Here is a 19,199-nt window from a genome sequence, read left to right as displayed (position 1 = left end):
TGCGGGGTGGAGCAGTTGGTAGCTCGTCGGGCTCATAACCCGAAGGTCATCAGTTCGAGTCTGGTCCCCGCTACCTGGAGAAGCATAACCTGCAAAGGAGAGTCGCTTTGAAATGGCCCGTTCGTCTACCGGTTAGGACGCCAGATTTTCATTCTGGAAATAGGGGTTCGATTCCCCTACGGGCTACAAAAAAACGCTAGTTGCACGCTAGCGTTTTTCATTAAAAACATAGTGCGGGGTGGAGCAGTTGGTAGCTCGTCGGGCTCATAACCCGAAGGTCATCAGTTCGAGTCTGGTCCCCGCTACCTGGAAGCTTTTAACAGGATTGTTAATCGCTAAATAAAAATAATAAAATGGCCCGTTCGTCTAGGGGTGAGGACGCCAGATTTTCTGTCTGGTAACAGGGGTTCGATTCCCTTACGGGCTACTGGAAGACCGATAAGGTAACGGTAGCTTGAAATTAAAATATAGTGCGGGGTGGAGCAGTTGGTAGCTCGTCGGGCTCATAACCCGAAGGTCATCAGTTCGAGTCTGGTCCCCGCTACCTGGAGAAGCATTATCTGTAAAGGTAAGTCGCTTTGAAATGGCCCGTTCGTCTACCGGTTAGGACGCCAGATTTTCATTCTGGAAATAGGGGTTCGATTCCCCTACGGGCTACAAAAATCGATGTTAAATCGTTCAAAAAGCTGTAGATCTCTGATTTACAGCTTTCTTTTTTTCGGCAAAACCGCTTATTATTCACTACATCGTATATATCCACTGAGTCGGAAAAGTCAAGCAAATGACGTATCAACACCAAATATCGTGGGGCAGGTTTTAAAGACATAACTTTGCTTTTTGCTTGCTATTTTAAATCCCCAAAGGAAAAGGCATCAAACTCTTTGCTTACAGTGTTTAACAAAAATACATAGAGAAATCTGCCGGCCAACTTATTCACATACTATTTGTTAAGCATAAGGTTAACCAACGTTTAAATAATGGCCAGTTTACCTTATAAACTGTCAATGTTAAGCCGTCTGGCTTGTGAACGTGATTTTTTTAAATTAAGCTACCACTTTAACTCGAACCATTTAGTGAGTCAATTAATTAAGATAGCGACGCATTTATACTGACTAAAAACGATGCCTGATCGTCACTTCGCCAAAAAGCTTTCTACCTAAAGCAAGCTGAGTCGCTTATTTCTCCTCACCAAATATACCTTTGGTTTTCAACATGGTAATGATCGAGAAGATATCATCATGACTTTCAAAATTAAGTGTTAACATTTCTTCGGACATTGCTTTACCGTGGTTATTTTCCAGGTATTGCAAGGTTAACTGGTATTGATGTGCTTTGTGTTCCATTAGGCGTCGATCTATGATTTAAAGAAAAATTGTTCAGCAGCTATTTTTCCATCTTTTACCTCGTAAACAGCGATTTCGTCCCTTACTCCTCGGTAACCATTTTTATACGTAATATCCATTTTGATATGTAAGGAAAAATGGTCGGCTGCAACCAGGGGATCGGAACATGAAGCGGAATGTACTTCAGCAATCTGCACGCCCCATTCGGCGTTCTTTTTTTGTATCGCATCAATGCCTTCAAGCGTATCCCCATTCCCCTCTATGCTCACGATATGATCGGCGTAAAAGGCGTCTTTTACTTCGCCGTTTTTACCTGCGCGGATCAATTTTACTACTTCCTGTGCTACTTGTTCGGTATTCATAATTCTGTATTTATTATATTTTGTTTAGTGCAAAACTATCACAGCATTCAAAATACAATTAGGACAGAAGTGCGGAACATTATGACATTTTCACGTGGGCGCTTATAATCAGTAATTGAAATGTTATCATGACTTAAAATAGATGGTGACGCTTGATCAGTTAATTAAATGTTTTTTAAACTGATTAGGTGTTATCCCAGTTTCCTTTTTAAAAAGCCTTGAAAAATAGGACAGGTCTTCAAAACCAAGCGCATACGCAATTTCAGAAACACGCTGATCATCATCTCGCAACCGGTTCTTTGCCTCATTGATCAGGAAGATATGGATCAACTCTATCGCTGTTTTGCCTGTTTCCTGCTTTAACATGTCACTCAGGTAGCGGGGAGATAAGTTCAGTTGTGCTGCCAAGGTACTTACATTAGGCAAACCATGATCGAGTAGTGCCCTATTTATTAAATAGGCTTCGAGTGCATGGTTGAATTTCGATACGGTTTTACCTGATAACTGGGTTCGGTCAATAAACTGCCGTTTATAAAAACGCTGCGAATACCTTAACATGGAGTCAACATGCGAAAGCATGATATTACGGCTATACTCATCATTATTGGTTTGATATTCGGCATCTATCTTGAAAAAAAGATCCCACATCACCTGTTCTTCACGTGGAGAAAGATGCAGGGCCTCGTTAGCCTCGTAATCGAAAAATGCATATTTATTGATCTCCTTATGCAGAAAGTGGCCATTCAAAAAATCCTCATGTATGAATACGATAAAAGAATCTTCATGGTATTCGAGATTTTTAAACTCGATGATTTGCCGTGGCTTGGCAAACAGCATACAACCGTTGTCATGGTCATATTTCGTACGCCCATACATGATCACACCCGACTCCAGCTTTTTAAACCCAATAATATAAAAGTCTGAAGTAAATGGCTGCTCACCAAGCGTGGTATTTTTCGGACACCGGTAAACGCTGAATAGTGGGTTCTCCGGCATAGACAGGCCATTAAAGCGGTGTAAATCGGCCAAACTACTAAAGTGTTGCATGATTAAAAAAATTAAAAAATTAAAAAAGACCTGCGCCATATCCAGGCGCAGATCCCGTCAGTGCAATATCGTGATTATTTACCTTGTGATGCTAATGTTACCTCCAGCCAGCTATCCCATTCGGCACTTCGGTTAGCATATTCTTTTTTAACTAACATATTGGCGTACTTACCCAGCAATAAACGCAATGGTGGGTTTTCGCTATCTATAAGCTTTAGCACCGCGTCTATGGTGCCGCTTGCAGAACCCCGGAAATCCGGAGGGATACCTGCCTGGTGACTGGCCTTCACTTCATTATACTCGGGCATTGCAACCGTGCGGGCAGCAGAAGAACTTCCCCATTCGGTATCAAAACCTGCCGGCTCGATAATCGAAACCTTAATGCCAAAGTCTTTTACTTCTGCGGCAAGCGATTCGCTTAAGCCCTCAACGGCGAATTTAGAGGCAGCATATAAACCCAAGACCGGGCGGCTGATTAAGCCCAACACGCTTGAAAGCTGTATAATACGACCGTGACCCTGCTCACGCATGATCGGCAATACGGCCTGTGATAACCAAAGCAAGCCAAAAAAATTGGTTTCCATTTGATCACGCGCATCACGCTCAGACATTTCTTCTATCGTGCCGAATAACCCATAGCCGGCATTATTGATCAGTACGTCAATGCCGCCGAAATGTTCTTTAGCCCTTGCTATAGCATTAAAACCAGCCCGCCTTTCATTAACGTCCAGTTTTAGCGGTAAAATATTCCTGCCATATTTAGCTACCAGATCATCCAATGCACTAATATCGCGTGCTGTTGCTACTACTTTATCGCCCCTCTGCAATAATGCTTCGGCCCATAATTTCCCGAAACCACGTGAGGCACCGGTAATAAAAATTGTTTTTGACATTGTTTTAAACTTTTAAATGTTAAACAAATTTAACTCGGTTAGCAGCCCTGCGGTTAGTACAGAAGTGGGTATCATTAGGACATTTTTACGTAAATGGCCCTGATAAATTTTGAAGGGCGTAAAATAAAAAAAGCACGGGATTAAGCTGTGCTTTGAACTTTAATTAACCATCCGTTTTATGACCTGGCAAGTTTTACCATATCAGTAGGCGTAATTATTTTTTTACTAAATCCCTGATAACCGACCCTGATCATTGATAGGGCAAGTTCTTTTAAGGTGCAGAATCCTTCGGGGTAAACCAGCCTTCCAATCGGGAACAACCAGCTGATATATATTATAGAAACTGTGGGTATGCAGCAATCCTTTTGTCGGCGTCAGCATAAATGGCCTGAAAGCAAAAAAAAATTGGAATCCCATGTTAGCCAGTTCGTTTTCTGTTTTCCCTTTGACCCTCGCCCACATGGTCTTTCCTTGTTCCGTATTGTCGGTCCCTTTAGCGGTTACATAGCAAAAAGTCATTTCGGGATTAAATTTCAACAAAGACGCTGCAATCTTCAAGGTCAGATCATGCGTTAGCTTTGCATATTCTTCTTCAGTTTTGCCGATCGAAGTCGTGCCGAGGCAACTGAAGGTTTTAAACGAATTGCGAGTTGCTTAGTTTGTGCTTGATTCCTCTACAAAATGCTTTAATAAGGGGATGGTGCCTCTGATTATGGCGATGAATTATGGAGTCGTTGACCAATGTGAAAGTCACTGATTTATAAGTAACGCAATTATAGTTTGCGCTCGTTTTCCTCAATCTAAAAAACAGTTGTTCAAATTTGCTATAATTGCTAAACGATCAAATGAAAGAACTGTCAGATTTTATAGAATCTAGGGTTACCATTAATGGTGCTGACCTGGATTTAATTGTTACCTGTTTCAAATTCAAACAGGTTAAGAAAGGCCAGCTTATTTTAAAGCGGGGGCAAATCGCTTATCAATATTTTTATATAAAATCGGGTGCGCTCCGTTTCTTTTTTGGTGAATTTAACGAGCAGTTAACTGCATGGGTGGTTTTCCAGGATGAATTTTTTACCGAGATTTCAAGCCTCAATCCGCAAAAGCCAACCAGGTTCAATATTGAGGCTATAGAAGATACCGAATTGCTTTACATAGATAAACCGGATATGGAAAAACTTTACAGGGAATTTCCCGCCTGGCAGGAATTTGGCCGGGTAACCTGGGAAGCGATGGCAGTGCGCATGATAGATCAGATCATCAGTTTTCAAACCTTATCTGCCGAAGAACGCTACCTAGAGTTTATGGCAAAATCGGAACTGATCAAAAGGGTTCCTGTTAAACAGATCGCCTCTTATTTGGGCATCACACCCAATGCGCTAAGCAGAATAAGAAAAAATATCAGGTAATTTGATTATCTACCAATTGGTAGTTTTTACAGCTGCTTTCGTCTATAGTTTTGCATCATCAACAAACGATGCAAATGAAAAATTTAATATTGGTAGCAGGAGCTACAGGCAATCTCGGCTATAAAATATGCCGGGAATTGACTAAACTAAACGTTCCCGTCCGGGCGATTGTTCGTGAAGGAAGCGATCCTGAAAAAATACAGGCACTTGAACAGTTAGGTGCAGATGTTTTTAGGGTTGATCTGTCTAATGAGCAGGAATTGATCGGCGCTTGCAATGGCGTTTCCTGCGTAGTGTCCGCTCTTGCGGGACTGCATGAGGTGATCGTCGGTATGCAAACCAACCTCTTGAGTGCCGCGGTTGCTGCGGGAGTTCCCCGATTTATACCGTCTGATTTTTCAACAGACTTTACGAAAATGCCTGTTGGAGCTAATAGGAATTTTGATCTGCGGAAAGAATTTGAAGAAATACTGTATAGAGCGCCGATTAAGGCAACATCCATCTTTAATGGTGCTTTCGCTCATATTCTGCGTTATAATATACCCCTCTTTAATACGAACGAAAAAACCATTGCCTATTACGACGATAAAACCGACTGGAAAATCGATTTTACAACAATGGATGATACCGCGGCCTTTACAGCAAGGGCGGCAATGGATGATGCCACCCCGAGGTATTTAAGGGTTGCCAGCTTTCAGGTCAGCCCTAATGATCTGGTCAGGTTAAGCGAAGAACATAAAGGGGCAAAGTTTCAATTGGTTCACATGGGCTCTATGGAAAACTTCTCGGCTTATAACAAAGCGCAACGGGCCGAAAATCCAGAAGGTGAAAATCAATTATACCCTAAATGGCAGCAGGCACAATACCTGTACAGTATGTTTTTGGTGCATCACCCCGCATTAGATAATGATAGATACGAAGGCATAAATTGGTTACCGGTGGAGCATAATATTTAAAATAAGATAATGGAAAACGAAAAAAGAAATACGACCGATCCATACTCGGATAGTGAACTTATCAAACAATGGCCGGGTTTTGAAAATAAATATGCAACTGTTAACGGTGTGGAGTTACACTATGTGGATGGGGGGGCAGGCGCACCTTTAATTTGTCTTCCGGGCTGGCCGCAAACCTGGTACTCTTTTAAAAATGTAGCTACTAAACTGGCAGAAAAATATCGTGTGATCATTGTAGACATCCGCGGTATGGGTACATCGGCCAAACCTGAAGCAGGCTACGATAAAAAAACAATGGCTACAGATATATACCATTTGATCAGGTATTTGAAATTTCCAAAAGTACACCTCCTAGGCCATGATATAGGTGGTATGGTGGCCATGAGTGTGGCTTTCAACTTTTCCGATGTGGTGCAGAAACTTATTGTGATGGATGGCGCGCATCCGGGCGAAGGCATGATGCGAATGCCATTGATACCGCCTTTAGGCACTTTTACCAATAAAATGACCGTCGATGCTCCATATGCATGGTGGATGAGTTTTAATCAGGTCAGGGGGCTGCCAGAAAAATTATTGGAAGGACGCTTCAATTACTTATTGGACTGGCTATTTGATTTTGTGATGATTGACGAAACAAAGATCTCGGCCTTTGAAAAAGAGGTTTACGCAGCCGCCTATAACAAAGCCGACAGCATTCGCGCTTCCAATGGCTGGTACCAAACTTTTACACAAGATATTGAGGACGGGAAAACTTATCAGCAACTCACCATGCCGGTTTTAGGTATTGCAAGCAATGTTAGCTATACATACATGAAAATGGGCTTGCCTTATGTTGCCAAAGATTGCGAAGTGGTAGGACTGCTGGATAGCGGGCATTATATGAACGAAGAAGCGCCTGAAAAGGTGATTGACGCTGTTATGGATTTTATTCAATGATAATGATAAGCCGATGTCATCTACATTAGACAGGCATCGGCTAATTATATCACAACTATTAAACAATTACCGAAATTCCACGAGGCAGATAAGATTGCGGCTATTAAACCAGATTCAGATGAAGTATTAATAAAAAAGTGGTAGTCGATAATATCCCTTAACGTAAAATTTCCCTCCCCAGAAAGATCTATTATGGCCTTCTTTAATTTAAATTCTATGCAGTTAGGCGTTTTTCGAAAAACCATTAAATATTTTTTGTATATTCGTTTTAGCTCTGCCTGGTCATAATGGATTATTTACCCCTAAGTGATAACGAATTATCAACTCTGTTAATCAACGGGGACCACAAAGCTTATGAACAATTGTATCAACGCTATTTTCGGTTATTATACACCTACGCTTATAAGAAGCTTCGTGACGAAGAGCAGGCTAAAGATATCATACAAGAGTTCTTTACTGAGCTTTGGTACAAACGAACGTCATTTTTTTTTAACGCTAATATTGCCGGCTATTTCTATTCTGCAATTCACAACCGGATTATAAATCATTTCTCACGGGAATCAGTCAAGTCAAAATATATTGCTTCGTTTGAAAATTTCCTTTCCTCTGAAACAGATACAACTGATCACCTTGTCCGCGAAAAGCAACTGCTTGGATTAATAGAGAGAGAGATCCAGGCGTTACCTGCTAAAATGCGTCAGGTTTTTGAAATGAGCCGTAAAGAGCATCTGTCGAATAAAGAAATAGCACAAACTTTAGATATTTCGGAACGGACTGTAGAAACACAAGTTTCTAACGCCTTATACCGACTTCGTACCAAACTGGGTTTAGTTGTATTCCTTTTCTATTTCTGGCATTAATAAATCTTTTCTGCATATTTCTTACATTAAAGATGTTAAGCTAAGATATTTCCTTAAATAATTTCTGTAACCAATATAGACCTTAAGAAAGCCTGAGAAACCTCTTAAACGCCATCGTTATTTTTAATCTAAGGCTTAAAAATCTCCTTTTTGGGTTCGCTTAGACCTTATTGTTAGGTTGATTCGGTAATCTCAAGTAAAAAAAAGCCTTGTACCTAATAAAATTGATGTAATTCTCACTTTTTTTTAATTTTATCTACGTGTTTGCTTAAAGTAATCTGTCATAGCTTCAATTAATGTTAATATTTCCTTAACGGCTATGTCACAGAAGAAAGAAAATTCACTTTTTGATAGATACAAAAATGGCGCTGCCACCGAGGAGGAAAAAGCTCTGGTCGAAAAATGGCTGATCAACTTCAACGAAGAACCTGTGGAATTTTCTGACGAGCATCTTGAAAAGATCTCTCAGGAAGTTTGGGCAAAGTTGCCTCATCAGGAAGTTACCAAAGTGCGTCGTTTCCCGATTGTAAAACGTTTAGCTATTGCTGCAAGTATTCTTATAGCAATTTCTGCAGGAACCTATTTTATACAGAGGAAGCCGGCAACTCAGCCGCAACAGGTCAGTAATATTGAACAAGGTCGTAATCAGGCAACGCTTATATTGGCAAACGGCAAAAAAATCATTCTTAAACAAGGGTTAAATGGTGCTTTAGCGCAGCAGGGACAAACAAGTATTACCGCGAACAATGAACGTATTGTCTATTCTGCAGGTCAACAGCAGGAAACAAAAAACTTTTATAATACATTGACCACCGCGCGAGGTGAAAAATCACCTTATCCGCTTGTACTTGCAGATGGCACTAAAGTTTGGCTGAATGCTGAATCGAGCCTAAGTTTTCCTGTCGCCTTTAGTGGCAGGGAACGTTTAGTGAGATTGACCGGTGAAGCCTATTTTGAAGTTGAACATAATGCCATGCAGCCTTTTAAAGTCCAAACTAACAAACAGACTATAGAAGACATCGGAACTAGCTTTAATGTTAATGCTTACGCTGATGAGCCAAAATCAGTCACCACACTCATAGAAGGAAGCGTTAAAGTAAATAACGCAATCTTAAAGCCAAATGAACAGACCGATGGAGATAAGATTAGCCGGGTTAATACTGGCCAGTTCATAGCCTGGAAAAATAATGATTTTGATTTTGAGGGCGACCGAATTGAAGCAGTTATGCGCCAGCTGAGCCGATGGTATAATATAGAAGTAGTATGGGATGGACCGGTAACTGATAATGTATTTTACGCTACACTGACCATGCAGCATCCCATCACCAAGGTGCTGAAAATACTGGAGAAAACGGAAGGCGTTCACTTTAAAGTTGAAGGAAGGAGGGTTATAGTATCGAGATAGACTAATACGTTAAAACTTCGCATCTAAACAAAAAAGTCATCCCGCGAGAATGCCGGATGACTACGAATGAATTTATGAACCGCCTGCGCCGACTCGTCTGGAAAACTTCCGGTAGCAGGCTAAAACCCAATCTTCACAAATGTACGATTTTTACAAACGATCTGTACGGCATTGCTGTACACCTAAAATCCTGCTGGTTATGAAACTGATCACCCTATTCATGATTGTCGTAATAATGCAGGTTAGCGCCGCTTCCCTTGCACAAAAAGTGACCTTAAAAGTGCGAAACGCGGCACTTACTACTGTATTTCAACAAATACGCAACCAAACAGGTTACGATTTCGCCTATACAGGTAAAACGCTTGAAGATGCCAAAACGGTTACAGTTACTGCGAGTAACGAAGAATTAAAGTCTGTACTTGACAAAATATTTGAAGGACAACCATTAGTATATTCAATTGACGATAAAACAGTTGTTGTAGCTCAAAAAAAAGGTGGAATTTTTAACAAAATTAGTGATCTCCTTTCTTTGCCTGTAAATATTCATGGGCAAGTGGTCAGTGATTCAACCAATTTTCCGCTTGCAGGTGCTACAGTAAGGGTAGAAGGAACTAAGCACACGGCAATTACTGACGTCAATGGTATGTTTAACTTACCCAATGAGGCTATCGGTGCTGTGTTGGATGTGTTTTATATTGGATATGTTACTCAGCAAGTAACCATAACACGTGCGAATGCTGCCGATTTAAAAGTTGTGATTAAACCTGACATTAACAAATTGCAGGAAATTAACATCGTTTCAAATGGCTACCAAACGCTTTCTAAAGAACGAAGTGCCGGTTCATTTGCTAAACCGGATATGACTATCGTGGATAACCGGTCTACCAGTATGAATATTTTGCAACGTTTGGATGGACTGATCCCCGGTTTAACAATAAATAATGCACCTGGAGAAAGCCCGTATTTGATAAGGGGGGTAACCAGTGTTTCGATTGATCCCTCTCCTTTGTATGTAGTTGATGGTATCCCGATTACGGATGTTTCTAACATAAACCCGCAGGACATAGCTAATATAACGGTGCTAAAGGATGCAACGGCGGCTTCTATCTGGGGATCAAGGGCTGCCAACGGAGTAATTGTTATCAACACCAAAAAAGGAACCAGGGGCGATAAAATTAAAATAAATTATGATGCATTTGTTAACTTCCAGGGAAAACCTAACATCAATTATTTCCCTGTATTAAACAGTCAACAATATATCCAGGCAGCTAAACAAACGTTTGATCCGGTATCCTATCCTTATGCAAATGCAATAGCGTTCCCGTCAGCAGATGGTGGCTTGGCGCCTCATGAATCTATTCTGTATAATCAGTATCTGGGCAAGATCAGCTCGGCCCAGGCTAATGCAAGTTTAGATAGCTTAGCGGCTACCAGCAATAACAGTCAAATAAAAAACCTGTTTTATCGCAACGCGATGCTAATGAACCACACATTATCTGTTTCAGGCGGCCAGAAAAATTATTCCGTTTACGGGTCAATGGCTTATACCGACAACCAAAACAGTTCGCCAGGCCAAACCAATGATACTTATAAGATTAACTTGCGTCAGGATTTTAATGTGGGCAAACGTATTCAGCTTTACTTAATTACCGACCTTACCAATAATGTCACCAATACGCCTCGTAATATCAGTCCAACAGACCAGTATTTGCCTTACCAATTATTTCAGGATAACTCGGGCAATAACCTTTCAATGCCCTGGATGGCGCCGTTGCCTGATGCTCAGCGAATTGATTTCCAAACCCGAAGCCAGATCAATCTGGATTATGACCCTCTTAATGAAGTAAATTACGGTTATACCAAAACTGATCTTTTGCAAAGTCGTAATATATTCGGCGCTACTGTAAAGCTATTAGACGGTTTAAATTTTGAAGGCACTTATGGATTCATAAAAAATGCTACAACCACACGCAGCTATGATGGTCCTCAAAGTTATAAAGTAAGGGAACAGACGGTGCAATTTACCATTGCACCAACCGCGGCGTCTGCGCCAATTTATGATATGCCGGCAACTGGCGGTAATTACGCCGTATCAGAAGCGAATGAACGCGACTGGACCGTAAGGAATCAATTAGATTATAATAAAGACTGGAATAACGGCATGCACCAGCTCACGCTATTAGTTGGCCAGGAAGTGCAGGAACAATATAATATAAACAATATAAACACAGCTTATGGCTGGAACCCTACGCTGCAAACTAGTGCCCTTGTTGATTATAAAACATTGTCATCGTTCGTTGATGGAGTAGTTTGGCCCAATTATGTAGCTACTTACAGCCAATTAGCCAATCCCTATACTTTTGCTCAGTCAGAAATACAAAGCCGTTTTTACTCTTATTACTCAAACGCTGCTTATACCTTCGACCATAAATATACAATTAATGGCAGTTACCGTATAGATCAAAGTAATAATTTTGGTATTGATAAAGCGGCGCAAAACAAACCCGTTTGGAGCGCAGGTGGTAAATGGGGCATCAGTGATGAATCTTTTATGAAAGATGTAACCTGGATAAATCAATTGGATCTCCGTGCGACGTATGGTTTAACAGGTAATGCGCCAAGGCCCGGAACTGCAGCTTCTTACGATATTATTACAACTGCATTCAGTTCTTTTTTGCCAAATGGGCAGGGGCTTAACATTCTCACACCGGCAAACCAGAAATTAACCTGGGAAAGTACAAAAACTATAAACTTGGGGCTTGATTTTACAGTGTTGAAAAATCGGTTAAGCGGATCATTTGATGTCTACCAAAAGAAAACTACTAATTTATTGGGTAACCTGACTACCAACGGTTTCACAGGATATCCCACTATTTTTGGCAATTTAGGCAGTCTTCAAAATAAAGGCATTGAACTTAGCCTGATCTCTTTAAATATACATGCCAATAAATTTCGCTGGAGCACAATGCTTAGCGGCGCATATAACCAAAACAAGATTACCAGCTTAAATATTGCTACCGCTCCGGTAACTACGGGCGAACAAATGGTAGCCCAACAATTTTTGACGGGTTACAACGCCTATGCATTATTTGCTTATAAGTATGCCGGCCTGGATAATATGGGTGATCCGCAGATCCATTTGGCAAATGGCACAATTACTAAAACGCCTAATGTAAGCAAGCCGGGAGATATTAAATACATGGGTACTACACAACCACCATGGAGCGGCGGTTTAACCAATAGCTTTAATTACGGATCTTTTGGGCTTACCTTTAATGCTGTTTTCCATTTTGGCGCTGTGATGAGGAGGGATGTTGATAATTTCTTCACTGGCCAATTAACACAAAATACGTTCAACTATACGAGTGGAAATGTGAATTCTGAATTTCTTAACCGGTGGCAAAAATCCGGAGATGAGCTTACTACAAATGTACCTTCTTTCGTAGCCAACCAAACAACAAGTCTTTCACGTCGGGAGACGGATTATTACACTTATGCTGATATTAATGTAGTTAGCGCGTCATATATAAAAATGCGTGACATCACTTTTACTTATAGCCTGCCGGCACTCTGGGCTAAAAAGATCAGTGCGGATGCGGTTACACTTCGTGCGCAGGTATCTAACCTTATGCTTTGGGAAGCGAACAAATATGGTATCGATCCCGAATTTCAATATGCAGAGGGCGGTACGAGGTCCTTGCCAACCGGCCAAAAGACAATATCGTTGGGTATAAATGTAAGACTTTAAAAGAATTGAAAATGAAACACATATATAGTAAAGCGGCACTCATTTTAATATTGATGGCGGGTGTTTTAACCGCTTGTAAAAAGAGTTTTTTAGAGATCGTTCCAAAAGGTGAATTGGTAGCCCAGACAACATCTGATTATGATGGATTGTTAAACAGTTCGAACCTGCTAACTTTTAGTGCCAATGCCCAGATACAAATGGGCGATGAAGTTGCGGCAGTTGATCCATACTTTACCGCAGCAGTCTTAAAAACACAAGCAGGTTTCCGATGGGAAGCGGTGCTCTATCAACCGTCAGATGATGCCGGTGAAACAGTTTTACCTTTGAAAAACATTTATTTATATAACAAAATAATTAATGAGGTACCTCACGCTACAGATGGCACCGACCAGCAAAAGCTTTCCATAGCAGCTGAAGCCATGGCAGGTAGGGCATGGACCTACTTTTTGCTGATCAATTATTATGGCAAACCGTATAACGCAAAAACTGCGGCAACAGATCCGGGCTTCCCGATCATAAAAAATGCGGATGTTACTACAACTAATTTTAGCAGGGCTACCGTTCAGCAGGTCTATGATTTTATTATCCAGGACCTGACAACAGCCATTCCAAACCTGCCTTCGCAGATAAGCTACCGTACCCGCATGTCCAAAGCAGCAGCTGAAGGTCTTCTGGGTAAAGTTTACACTTTTATGGGAAGATACAATGACGCGCTTACTCAATTAAATACTTCTATTGCTGATCTGGCTAACCAGCCTATCCCTGTAAGGCTTTATGATTATAATGTGGAGTTTGACGACGGCGGAGTATTTACTCCGGACGACGTTGATTTTGGTCCTTCTTATCCGCTGCTTCCCAATAACTACGAAAATGTTTATGGCAGGTCAACTTCGGATTCCTGGACGTTTATTTATAATGAATTAGTTCTCAATCCTCAAGCCGCGGCATTATTTGGCCCAACAGATCTGCGTTTAAAGTTTTATACCAATACGACTGCATTTACTCAAACACCTTATCCTGTAGCCGGTGTATTAAGGCATTGGGGTTATAGCCAGGCGCAGTTCGGTGTGGTCCTTCCGGATCTTTATTTATTGAAGGCTGAATGTGAATGCCGGGGTAATGACCTGACCGATGCTGTTTCTGACGTACAAACATTGCGTGCAAAAAGAATGCCTGCTGCAGATGCAGTAGTTCCTGCTGCAACAGCCAGCCAGCAATTGCCTTTACTAAAATTTATATTGAACGAACGTATCCGCGAATTTGCAGTTCAGGGTTACAGATGGTTTGACATGAGAAGGCTATCGGTTGATCCTCTCTTTCAGGGTGTCACTTACACTCATACTTTGTATTCTGCCACAGGTTCCGCAACAACCTTCCAGCTCTCGCCGGATCGCTTCACTTTGCAAATCCCGCCAAAACTGATGAACCAAAATCCGAACATGGTAAATAATCCATAATCTAAAAAATCAATACAATGAAAAAAATAATTTTAGCGTTAGCCTGCCTATTTCCGATTGCGGGAATAGCGCAGAGCGGATACACTATATCTGGTACAATAGAAAATTTAAAGCAACCTGCTAAGGCGTACATCGCCAGACTGCAGGGGGATTCTTATAAGGAAACAGATTCAACAGCGGTTATAAATGGAAAGTTCCAGTTTAAAGGACATGTGCAAGATCCGGAGATGGTTACACTTGCCGTGAAATTGGATGGTGCATCAACATCGGGTAATCAAAAAGATTACCTCAACTTTTTTCTAGAAAACTCGGATATTAAGATTAGCACGCCCGACTCTATGATCCACGCAAAAATAACTGGGTCTGAAGTTAACCGGGAGCAAGAGGAACAAACGGCGGAAATTGAGCCTCTCATCACTAAAATCACAAAAATTCAAGATGAGTTTTCTGCACATAGTGCCAGTTCAGCGAATAAAACTGTAGAAGAACGTAAACAAGCGGGCGACAGTATCAGGGTTTATTCAGCAGCTATCAGGAACATTAACATGAAATTTGTTGAATCACACCATGATTCGTTCATGGGGCTTTATACTTTTAATGTTTTCATTATGGGTAGTAAATTCGACGCTGCATCGACCGAAACTATGTTTCATAGGTTTTCTTCCGAAATGCAGTCGTCTAAATTAGGAAAGCAAATTCAGGAAAGAATAATGATAGCCAAAAGAGGGCAGGCCGGTGTTAAAGTCACTGATTTTACGCAGAATGATATTAAAGGGAAACCTTTTACGCTTTCTTCATTGAGAGGCAAATATGTGTTAGTCGATTTCTGGGCAAGCTGGTGCGCTCCCTGCCGGGCTGAAAACCCTAATGTTAGAAAGGCGTACCAGCAACTGAAAAATAAGAATTTGGAAATAGTAAGCGTATCGCTGGATGCTGCCAAGCCTCAATGGCTTGCTGCTATCGAAAAAGACGAAATGCCCTGGATTAATGTTTGTGATTTTAAAGGATGGAAAAATGACGTAGCGATACTATATGGTGTTACTTCAGTACCCCAAAACTTTTTGATCGATCCAAATGGCCTGATCATCGCCCGGGATATCAGGGGGGACAATCTTACAGAAAAATTAACGGCATTACTTAAATAATCTAACCAAATTTCATCTAATTATGAAAAGAGTAATTTCAGCGATCCTGTGTCTGTTACCATTTATGGTACAGGCACAGGATAAATTCAAGATATCAGGAAACCTATCCTCAGCAGGCAGTAACAAAGTTGTATTACTTAACTACATCAACAGCGAAGGCAAAAATGTAAGGGACAGTTCCGCAATTAAAGATGGCAAATTTACATTTAGAGGTATAACGGCCTTTGCCAACATAGCCGGACTTGAACTTAGCCCCCTTAAGAAAGATAGCACAAAGACAAGAAACTCCGATTATCAGGAGTTTTATTTAGAAAAAGGAACAACCATTGTAAACGGAAAGGATAGTTTATCTACCGCCTCTATTTCCGGCACTAAAGCGCAAAGCGATTACCTTGAATATCACGCTCAAATCGACCCTTTACGAGCGCAATATTTACAGCTTGCAGATCGCTATCACAAAGCGGTAGCAGCAAAAGATTCCGCTGCAATTAAACAGGTATCGATAGATGGCGGACCGTTAGTGGCCAAAATGACGTCAACCCTGGATAACTTTATCCTAAATCATCCTGACTCCTATTATACAGCTGTTGCAGTACTGGACAACAAGATGATGGTGATCGATGATAAATTTGACCACGTTTACAACTCATTAAGCAAAAGGGTACTTTCGAGCTTTACCGGGCAAAAAATAACAGAAAGATACAACAAAGCCAAGCTATTCGCTTTGGGTAAAACAATTGATTTTACTATGTCCGACGCCCAGGGCCATGAATTCAAACTATCGTCTCTAAAGGGTAAATACATATTGGTTGATTTTTGGGCTAGTTGGTGTGTACCCTGCCGTGCAGAAAATCCGAATTTGCTGAAAGCATATAATGCGTTGAAACAAAAGAATTTCGAGATAGTAAGTGTTTCTTTGGACGACAAAAGGGCGTCTTGGCTTGAGGCAGTTGAACACGACAAAATGCCATGGATACAGGTAAGCGATCTGAAAGGCTTTAAAGCGGATATTGCTGTTAGATTAGGTATTAACGCCATTCCTCAAAATGTGCTGATTAACCCTCAGGGAGTGATTATAGCAAAAAATCTGCGGGGTGAAAACGTTACCGAAAATATAGCAGAATTAATTAAATAATAAACTGATATATAAAGAACCGGTATATCAAATGCTATTAATGACACTACTCAAGCCATTTACAAATCGATTCAGCATCTCCGTATAACCTTTATTTCCCATTAACGGTCTTATGTTAAATTTTTTAAATGCCGGCAAATCTTTGATTTACAGGCATTTTTTTTGAAAAACCAAATATTTTATCATTCATATGATTGGTCACCGTAAACTGTTACGGTAATAAAATAAGAAAGTGTATCTGTTCTCTTGTCCATAGTTTGCTGATGTTTGCGGGTAAGCAAATTGTTATGTCAGATTATAATACAAATTACAGGTGGTGGGCACTCATGCTTGTATCTTCGGGTGTTTTCTTATCGGTTATCGATATCTTCATTGTTAATGTGGCTATCCCATCAATTAAAGCAGGAATTCATGGAAGCGACGGCGACAGTCAGCTGTTCATTGCATTGTATCTGATAGGTTATGCCTGTTTTCTGATTACCGGTGGGCGAACGGGGGATCATTTCGGCAGGAAGAAAGTTTTCATCACCGCGATGTTGGTATTTACTACGGCATCGGTTTTTTGCGGGATAGCGCAAACCCCGCTTCAGCTGATCACAGCCCGGTTTATTCAGGGTATAGGTGCCGCTTTTATGGTGCCCCAGGGCATCGCTTTGATCCAGATCCTATTTCCTGAACACCATTTGAGAGTTAAAGCCTTAGGTATTTATGGAAGTATTGCGGGTACGGCCTCTGTAATCGGGATGTTTTTAGGTGGCTTGCTGCCTGATGTGGCTTTTATTATTCCGGGATGGCGGTTGATTTTTCTGATCAACCTTCCTGTAGGTTTACTTGCAGCCGCATTGTCTGCGAAGTTTTTAAAAGAAAGTGTGCTGATAAGATCAGTTAAATTCGACTATTCCGGGATCGCTATTTTAACCATTGCACTAATCAGCCTGACCTATCCGCTGATACGCGGACGGGAAATAGGCTGGCCATTGTGGACTCTTCTGCTGTTATTGGCTGCCCTTTTGTTGATATGGTTATTCATCAAAGACCAGAAGAGAAAATTAAGGGCGGGCAATGAGCCACTGATCAATGTCAAACTATTCAGCTACAGGGATTTCAATATTGGTTTGCTGGCAGTTTTCTTCTATTACATGGTACAGGAATCTTACTTTTTTGTAAATACGGTACTATTGCAAACCGGGATGGGCATAAGCTCATCCAAAACCGGGATATTCTTTGCTTGCCAGGGTGTAGGATATGTGATTGCTTCTTTGTTATCAATTCATCTGGTAGGTGTTTTCGATAAAAAGGTGCTGCAAGTTGGAATTATAATCATGATTATTGGACTTGTATTTCACATCCTTGTATTAGAAACCAGGCCGGTTAACCCATTGATGTTAATGGCAGTTTTATTCTTCTACGGTTTGGGCTGCGGTTCGGTATTGCCGTCTTTGCTTACTATTACATTGAGAAATATTCCCACCCATTTTGCCGGAGCTGCGTCAGGCACTTATTCTACAGTACAACAAACCGCTATTGCTATTGGTGTTGGTGTGGTTGTCGGCTTGTTTTTTAATGAAATAGGGGGCATTAAAACCCTGGCCAATTACCTGCATGCTTATCGTATTGCCACAGCCTGTAATATTTTCTTTTTGATGGCCGTGGCGTTTTTCCTTTGGTTAATGCCGAAGGAGAAACGAATTGACAATTAATTAAACAACTCAAATTAAATTTATATGATTCATCCTACTGCAAAAATTCATCCTTCAGTAATTATCGATGGCGACGTTGAAATTGGAGCCGGCACTTATATAGCGCCTGGGGCAATCATCTCAGCCGTTGGTGGAAAAATTTCCATTGGCGCCAATGCGGTGATTTTAGAAAATGCGATCATCCGCAGTTCCAAACATTTCAATTGCGTCATCGGCGACCATACTTTAATAGGGCCAAAAGCCAGCGTAACGGGAGCAACAATTGAAAATGCCTGCTTTATTGCTACAGGCGCAACAATTTTTCATGGCTCGTATTTAGAAACCGGTACCGTATTGGCAGTTAATGGTATTATTCATATTGCTACGCATTGCCCTGTTAATACTTTTATACCAATAAACCATATTGGATTCGGCAATCCTCTTAAGATTTATCCTCCGTCTGAAATACAAGATTTCCACGCCGATTTAAAGAAGGTTGGCTTTGCAAAATACGTCTATGGTATTGACACGACAGGGCTTTCAAATACGGAGGTATACACACAGCTAACAGACAAATTTTTAAGTTTCCTGGGATAAAGTATTTTAATAATTAGCATCGGGCATCCATTCAAAGCCCGTTGCTTTTTGCGTCACGCGTCCTAATCCCGGCCAGGGTAAATAGCATTTTTTTAACGGTCTGCTGATTAATAAATGGTGCAAAGATTGGGTGTGCGGGTTGCATGCGTTGATGTCCGTCACTAACAATAGTTAATTCCAGGTCACCAAGTTGGAAGCGTTTAAAAGGATTTTATTATTGGTATACA

Annotated in this window: 16 protein-coding genes and 6 tRNA genes; 17 read left to right on the top strand and 5 right to left on the bottom strand. The window is 41.0% G+C overall.

Annotated elements, in window-relative coordinates:
- The 6 genes from GSQ84_RS16545 (at position 1) to GSQ84_RS16520 (ending at position 657) form a co-directional block, all read left to right on the top strand.
- Positions 1-73: transfer RNA gene (locus GSQ84_RS16545), tRNA-Met, on the top strand.
- 41 nt (positions 74-114) lie between these two features.
- Positions 115-186 (top strand) — tRNA-Glu (locus tag GSQ84_RS16540).
- A gap of 46 nt (positions 187-232) precedes the next feature.
- A tRNA-Met gene (locus GSQ84_RS16535) sits at positions 233-305 on the top strand.
- Between the two features lie 50 nt (positions 306-355).
- Positions 356-427, top strand: a tRNA-Glu gene (locus tag GSQ84_RS16530).
- A gap of 44 nt (positions 428-471) precedes the next feature.
- A tRNA-Met gene (locus GSQ84_RS16525) sits at positions 472-544 on the top strand.
- A gap of 41 nt (positions 545-585) precedes the next feature.
- Positions 586-657 (top strand) — tRNA-Glu (locus GSQ84_RS16520).
- A gap of 518 nt (positions 658-1,175) precedes the next feature.
- On the opposite strand, the gene GSQ84_RS16515 is transcribed toward GSQ84_RS16520, so the two are convergent.
- From GSQ84_RS16515 to GSQ84_RS16495, 5 genes are all read right to left on the bottom strand, one after another.
- Positions 1,176-1,343, bottom strand: a complete 168-nt coding sequence (locus GSQ84_RS16515; RefSeq protein ID WP_158798380.1) for a DUF3861 family protein — start codon at positions 1,341-1,343, stop codon at positions 1,176-1,178.
- A gap of 11 nt (positions 1,344-1,354) precedes the next feature.
- Positions 1,355-1,705, bottom strand: coding sequence for a nuclear transport factor 2 family protein (locus GSQ84_RS16510; RefSeq protein WP_158798379.1), 351 nt, complete (start codon positions 1,703-1,705; stop codon positions 1,355-1,357).
- A 156-nt stretch (positions 1,706-1,861) separates the two neighbouring features.
- On the bottom strand, positions 1,862-2,752 hold the full coding sequence (locus GSQ84_RS16505; RefSeq protein WP_158798378.1) for an AraC family transcriptional regulator: 891 nt from the start codon (positions 2,750-2,752) through the stop codon (positions 1,862-1,864).
- Positions 2,753-2,826: 74 nt separating this feature from the next.
- Complete coding sequence (locus GSQ84_RS16500; protein ID WP_158798377.1) at positions 2,827-3,645, bottom strand: SDR family NAD(P)-dependent oxidoreductase; 819 nt, start codon at positions 3,643-3,645, stop codon at positions 2,827-2,829.
- Between the two features lie 225 nt (positions 3,646-3,870).
- Positions 3,871-4,164, bottom strand: a complete 294-nt coding sequence (locus GSQ84_RS16495; RefSeq protein WP_158798376.1) for a hypothetical protein — start codon at positions 4,162-4,164, stop codon at positions 3,871-3,873.
- Positions 4,165-4,490: 326 nt separating this feature from the next.
- Here GSQ84_RS16495 and GSQ84_RS16490 point away from each other — a divergent pair, with 326 nt between their 5' ends.
- The 11 genes from GSQ84_RS16490 to GSQ84_RS16440 all read left to right on the top strand — a co-directional run bounded on the left by GSQ84_RS16490 (position 4,491) and on the right by GSQ84_RS16440 (position 18,972).
- Positions 4,491-5,054: a Crp/Fnr family transcriptional regulator gene (locus tag GSQ84_RS16490; protein WP_158798375.1), complete on the top strand. Its 564-nt coding sequence runs from the start codon at positions 4,491-4,493 to the stop codon at positions 5,052-5,054.
- Positions 5,055-5,128: 74 nt separating this feature from the next.
- Positions 5,129-6,010 (top strand): NmrA family NAD(P)-binding protein, encoded by an 882-nt coding sequence (locus tag GSQ84_RS16485; protein WP_158798374.1) that lies wholly within the window; start codon positions 5,129-5,131, stop codon positions 6,008-6,010.
- A gap of 9 nt (positions 6,011-6,019) precedes the next feature.
- A complete protein-coding gene (locus GSQ84_RS16480) occupies positions 6,020-6,946 on the top strand; it encodes an alpha/beta fold hydrolase (RefSeq protein ID WP_158798373.1) in 927 nt (308 codons plus the stop codon).
- A gap of 287 nt (positions 6,947-7,233) precedes the next feature.
- A complete protein-coding gene (locus GSQ84_RS16475; RefSeq protein WP_254070888.1) occupies positions 7,234-7,806 on the top strand; it encodes an RNA polymerase sigma factor in 573 nt (190 codons plus the stop codon).
- Positions 7,807-8,125: 319 nt separating this feature from the next.
- Positions 8,126-9,211, top strand: coding sequence for a FecR family protein (locus tag GSQ84_RS16470; protein WP_158798372.1), 1,086 nt, complete (start codon positions 8,126-8,128; stop codon positions 9,209-9,211).
- Positions 9,212-9,410: 199 nt separating this feature from the next.
- Entirely contained in the window at positions 9,411-12,959 is a 3,549-nt protein-coding gene (locus GSQ84_RS16465) for a SusC/RagA family TonB-linked outer membrane protein (RefSeq protein ID WP_158798371.1), read from the top strand.
- Positions 12,960-12,970: 11 nt separating this feature from the next.
- Positions 12,971-14,416, top strand: coding sequence for a RagB/SusD family nutrient uptake outer membrane protein (locus tag GSQ84_RS16460; protein ID WP_216848947.1), 1,446 nt, complete (start codon positions 12,971-12,973; stop codon positions 14,414-14,416).
- 17 nt (positions 14,417-14,433) lie between these two features.
- The gene (locus GSQ84_RS16455) at positions 14,434-15,561 is read left to right on the top strand and encodes a TlpA disulfide reductase family protein (protein ID WP_158798370.1); all 1,128 of its coding nucleotides are present in this window, start codon (positions 14,434-14,436) and stop codon (positions 15,559-15,561) included.
- 22 nt (positions 15,562-15,583) lie between these two features.
- Entirely contained in the window at positions 15,584-16,696 is a 1,113-nt protein-coding gene (locus tag GSQ84_RS16450; RefSeq protein WP_158798369.1) for a TlpA disulfide reductase family protein, read from the top strand.
- Between the two features lie 287 nt (positions 16,697-16,983).
- The gene (locus tag GSQ84_RS16445) at positions 16,984-18,396 is read left to right on the top strand and encodes an MFS transporter (protein ID WP_158798368.1); all 1,413 of its coding nucleotides are present in this window, start codon (positions 16,984-16,986) and stop codon (positions 18,394-18,396) included.
- A 24-nt stretch (positions 18,397-18,420) separates the two neighbouring features.
- Positions 18,421-18,972, top strand: a complete 552-nt coding sequence (locus GSQ84_RS16440; RefSeq protein ID WP_158798720.1) for a gamma carbonic anhydrase family protein — start codon at positions 18,421-18,423, stop codon at positions 18,970-18,972.
- Positions 18,973-19,199 lie beyond the last annotated feature (227 nt).

The organism is Pedobacter sp. L105, assembly GCF_009765875.1.
Lineage (GTDB): Bacteria > Bacteroidota > Bacteroidia > Sphingobacteriales > Sphingobacteriaceae > Pedobacter.
Note: the sequence above shows the minus strand (reverse complement) of the source record. Positions and strands in the feature narration are given on the sequence as shown.

What these genes read in the sequence shown, in the direction of transcription:
- GSQ84_RS16440 (WP_158798720.1), top strand. Translation starts at nt 18,421, where the DNA reads ATGATTCATCCTACTGCAAAAATTCATCCTTCAGTAATTATCGATGGC.
- GSQ84_RS16485 (WP_158798374.1), top strand. Translation starts at nt 5,129, where the DNA reads ATGAAAAATTTAATATTGGTAGCAGGAGCTACAGGCAATCTCGGCTAT.
- GSQ84_RS16490 (WP_158798375.1), top strand. Translation starts at nt 4,491, where the DNA reads ATGAAAGAACTGTCAGATTTTATAGAATCTAGGGTTACCATTAATGGT.
- GSQ84_RS16505 (WP_158798378.1), bottom strand. Translation starts at nt 2,752, where the DNA reads ATGCAACACTTTAGTAGTTTGGCCGATTTACACCGCTTTAATGGCCTG.
- GSQ84_RS16475 (WP_254070888.1), top strand. Translation starts at nt 7,234, where the DNA reads ATGGATTATTTACCCCTAAGTGATAACGAATTATCAACTCTGTTAATC.
- GSQ84_RS16465 (WP_158798371.1), top strand. Translation starts at nt 9,411, where the DNA reads ATGAAACTGATCACCCTATTCATGATTGTCGTAATAATGCAGGTTAGC.
- GSQ84_RS16455 (WP_158798370.1), top strand. Translation starts at nt 14,434, where the DNA reads ATGAAAAAAATAATTTTAGCGTTAGCCTGCCTATTTCCGATTGCGGGA.
- GSQ84_RS16495 (WP_158798376.1), bottom strand. Translation starts at nt 4,164, where the DNA reads ATGACTTTTTGCTATGTAACCGCTAAAGGGACCGACAATACGGAACAA.
- GSQ84_RS16480 (WP_158798373.1), top strand. Translation starts at nt 6,020, where the DNA reads ATGGAAAACGAAAAAAGAAATACGACCGATCCATACTCGGATAGTGAA.
- GSQ84_RS16460 (WP_216848947.1), top strand. Translation starts at nt 12,971, where the DNA reads ATGAAACACATATATAGTAAAGCGGCACTCATTTTAATATTGATGGCG.
- GSQ84_RS16470 (WP_158798372.1), top strand. Translation starts at nt 8,126, where the DNA reads ATGTCACAGAAGAAAGAAAATTCACTTTTTGATAGATACAAAAATGGC.
- GSQ84_RS16450 (WP_158798369.1), top strand. Translation starts at nt 15,584, where the DNA reads ATGAAAAGAGTAATTTCAGCGATCCTGTGTCTGTTACCATTTATGGTA.
- GSQ84_RS16500 (WP_158798377.1), bottom strand. Translation starts at nt 3,645, where the DNA reads ATGTCAAAAACAATTTTTATTACCGGTGCCTCACGTGGTTTCGGGAAA.
- GSQ84_RS16445 (WP_158798368.1), top strand. Translation starts at nt 16,984, where the DNA reads ATGTCAGATTATAATACAAATTACAGGTGGTGGGCACTCATGCTTGTA.
- GSQ84_RS16515 (WP_158798380.1), bottom strand. Translation starts at nt 1,343, where the DNA reads ATGGAACACAAAGCACATCAATACCAGTTAACCTTGCAATACCTGGAA.
- GSQ84_RS16510 (WP_158798379.1), bottom strand. Translation starts at nt 1,705, where the DNA reads ATGAATACCGAACAAGTAGCACAGGAAGTAGTAAAATTGATCCGCGCA.